The following is a 3,204-nucleotide window of genomic DNA, read 5'->3' on the forward strand; positions in this document are numbered from 1 at the left end:
CCATCATTTAGTTTTAAAACAAATTTTTCTGGTAAATTGTTATAATCAATTTCTTTTTCGTTATTGTATACAGCTATTAATTTAGGTAAATATTCCTCACCTATTGCATTTTTTATATAACCTCTAACCAAATATTTATCTACTATATTTTTATATCTTTCAAGATTTCCTTTAGCCTTAATCCATTGAATCTTTTCACCATAGTACTTAGGATTTTTAAGATTTAATAACCTACCATAAGTTCTTAAATTATCAATTTGCATTACAATAATATCAGGTAAATAAATGCAAATCTGCCTTAATAACCTTCTCAATATATTCCTCCTTTAAAGATTGCCTTTGGATAAATTTTAAGCATTTCTTCCCATTGGACATAAAATTCATCTGCAAATCTATAAAGTAATTTTCCTGTTAGTGTAGGGCTATTAATCTTAGCAAAGGATTCTATAAAAATTAGCTTTCTCCTAAAAATCTTTGAAATTATACACATTGGAATAGTAGCTAAAGCTCCAGTAGATATAACAATATCAGGTCTTTTAATTAAAAATATATAAAGACTTATAATGGCATTAATCATCATTTTTAATATCCAACTTCTTTCAAATCTATTTACTTGATATAAATAGTAACTTTTATTTGTGTTATTTATTAATTTATACTTCGTTTTTTCAGTAACTATAAAACTATTGTATTTTTCCATAATAGGCTTTAACCTCATAAGTTGATCTAGGTGTCCTCCAGTTGATGCTATAAAACAAATTCTTTTCATTACACCACCTACTTTTTTATATGGTTTCTAAAATATTTTTTAGATTCACTTCTTATTCCGTTTAATATAACTCCAATCATATTTACATTAATATTTTTCAATATGTTGTAAGCTTCCTTAACCTCATAATCCTTAGTTTTTTCAGATCTCACCACTAATATAGTTCCATCAGCTTTATTTGATATAACTTGGGAGTCACTAAGAAAAAGTATTGGGGAAGTATCTAAAATAATATAGTCATAATCATTTTTTAATTTCTCTAATAAATCTGACATTGCCTTTGAAGCCAGGGTTTCAGATGGGTTTAATGGCATTTTCCCAGCTGTTACAATATAAAAATTTTCATTATACTCTCTAGTTGCTATACTTAAATTTTCCTCATTCATTAATATTTCTGATAAGCCTATTCCATTAGAAATATTAAACTTCTTATGAATATTAGGTTTTCTAAAATCACAATCAATTAGTATTACCTTTTTATTCCCTTGGGATAAAATTAATGCTAAGTTTGCTGCAACAAAGGTTTTACCCTCCCCGTATTTTGAGCTTGTTATAGCTATAGCCTTATAATTTTTATCCCTATAGGAATATTCAATAGTAGTTTTAATTTTTCTGAAGCTTTCATCAACTATTGAAGGAGAATACTTCTCTACCTCAAGCATAATTCTTCACCTCCTATTTTTTAATTAATGGCAGTACCCCAATTATAGGTAAGTCAATATTACTTTCTAATTCTTCTTTACTTCTTATAGTTTTATCGAAAATTTCAACTATAAAAGCTAGTATTATTCCAATAACTATTCCTGCAAATATTCCAATTATAATATTTATCTTTTTATTTGGAGTTACAGGCTCTTCTGAAATCATTACACTTTGAAGGACTTTTATATTTCCATTTGGAACTAAATCCTTAGATACACTAATAAATTCATTAGTAAGGTTATTAACTAGTTCTTTGGTTTCAACATAGCTTATTCCCCTGTAACTTACTTCTAAAATTTGAGTGTCTGCAATTACTTCAACCTTTAGTTTACTTTCTACATCTGCAACTCTTAAATTAGCTTTAGATTTTTCTATACTTCTCTCCACAATGTCTGGTGTTTTTATTATTTCAGAATAGGTCTTCATTAAATTCTGATACATAACTACATCATTTGGATTATAGTTTTGGTCATCTCCAATAGTCTGTTTACCTATAAAGAATTTTGTACTGGCCTCATACTTTGGTGTCATTATAAAAAAGCTTAAAATCACTGCGGATAATAAAAATAAAACTAATGATATTAATATTATTTTCCATCTTTTTTTCAAGGTGCCTATAAGTTCTTCAATACTAATACATCATCACTCCATTTCTGTCTTTATTAATTAGGTGTAAATTATTTTATAAAGACTCTAGGAATTAATATTTAATATCTCTTCCCTTCCTACTGAATAATAATCTACCTTTGCCTTTTGCACCTCCTCTATGCTGTAGCAATTTCTCCCGTCAAATATTACAGCATTATTCATTAGCTCCACATATTTCTCAATTTGCATTGATTTAATTTCTTTCCATTCAGTAAATATAAATACCATGTCAGCATCCTTTATTGCATCTTCTGGCCTATATACGTAAGTTATATTTCCATTGTTTTTTTCTTTAAACTTCTCCATTCCAGCTGGATCAAAGACTACTATCTTAGCATCCTCTTCTAATAATCTTTTTATATTAGGAATAGATGGTGCTTCTCTTAAGTCATCTGTATCAGGTTTAAAAGTCAAGCCAAGCACTGCCACTTTTTTCCCCTTTAAATTCCCAAATCTTTGCTTTGCCTTTCTAAACATTTTAAACTTCTGATTTTCATTTACTTCTATAGCTGCCTTTATAGTTTTTATTTCATATCCATGGTCATTTGCCAGCCAATGAAGAGCCTTAGTATCCTTTGGAAAGCAGGAACCCCCATATCCTAGACCTGCCTTTAAGAACTTATCTCCAATTCTATTGTCATAGCTCATTCCCTTGGTGACAGATTCAATATCTGCTCCAACTATTTCACAAACATTTGCCATTTCATTAATAAAACTTATTTTTAATGCTAAAAAATCATTTGATGCATACTTTATCATTTCTGCACTTTTTCTATTAGTAGAAACTATAGGCTTATTAAATCTTTCATATACCTCTCTTAATAATGCTTCAGACTCCTTAGACTCCACACCAATAACTATTCTGCTAGCTTCCATAGTATCTATAACAGCAGTTCCTTGTGCTAAAAACTCTGGATTAGATGCCACTTCTATTTTCACCTTATGAACTAAATTCTCATTGAAAAAGTCCTGAATTTTATCATTAGTTCCTATAGGTACTGTAGATTTAACTACTACTAAAGAATTATTTTCTATATTTTCAGCAATTTCCTTACAAACATTAAATACATAATCTAAATTAGCTG

Annotated in this window: 5 protein-coding genes; all 5 read right to left on the minus strand. The window is 28.6% G+C overall.

Going from position 1 to position 3,204, the window contains the following annotated elements; translation table 11 throughout:
• Positions 1-314: ATP-grasp fold amidoligase family protein (locus HUJ77_RS06250; protein WP_291707718.1), on the minus strand; the 314-nt coding region annotated here is incomplete at its 3' end.
• Complete coding sequence (gene pssD / locus HUJ77_RS06255; protein ID WP_291707719.1) at positions 311-769, minus strand: PssD/Cps14F family polysaccharide biosynthesis glycosyltransferase; 459 nt, start codon at positions 767-769, stop codon at positions 311-313. The genes HUJ77_RS06250 and pssD, both read right to left, overlap by 4 nt.
• 8 nt (positions 770-777) lie before the next feature.
• Positions 778-1,431 carry a CpsD/CapB family tyrosine-protein kinase gene (locus tag HUJ77_RS06260; protein ID WP_291707720.1) on the minus strand — a complete coding sequence of 218 codons (654 nt, stop codon included), beginning with the start codon at positions 1,429-1,431 and terminating at the stop codon, positions 778-780.
• 13 nt (positions 1,432-1,444) lie between these two features.
• Positions 1,445-2,107, minus strand: a complete 663-nt coding sequence (locus tag HUJ77_RS06265) for a Wzz/FepE/Etk N-terminal domain-containing protein (protein ID WP_366032930.1) — start codon at positions 2,105-2,107, stop codon at positions 1,445-1,447.
• 57 nt (positions 2,108-2,164) lie between these two features.
• A partial coding sequence (locus HUJ77_RS06270) for a UDP-glucose/GDP-mannose dehydrogenase family protein (RefSeq protein WP_291707721.1) occupies positions 2,165-3,204 on the minus strand: 1,040 nt, incomplete at its 5' end.

The sequence above is a fragment of the Clostridium sp. genome (assembly GCF_021443865.1).
Classification (GTDB): domain Bacteria; phylum Bacillota; class Clostridia; order Clostridiales; family Clostridiaceae; genus Clostridium.

Bases quoted from the DNA above. Each gene is read 5' to 3' on its own strand.
- pssD (WP_291707719.1), bottom strand. From the start codon at position 769: ATGAAAAGAATTTGTTTTATAGCATCAACTGGAGGACACCTAGATCAA.
- HUJ77_RS06260 (WP_291707720.1), bottom strand. From the start codon at position 1,431: ATGCTTGAGGTAGAGAAGTATTCTCCTTCAATAGTTGATGAAAGCTTC.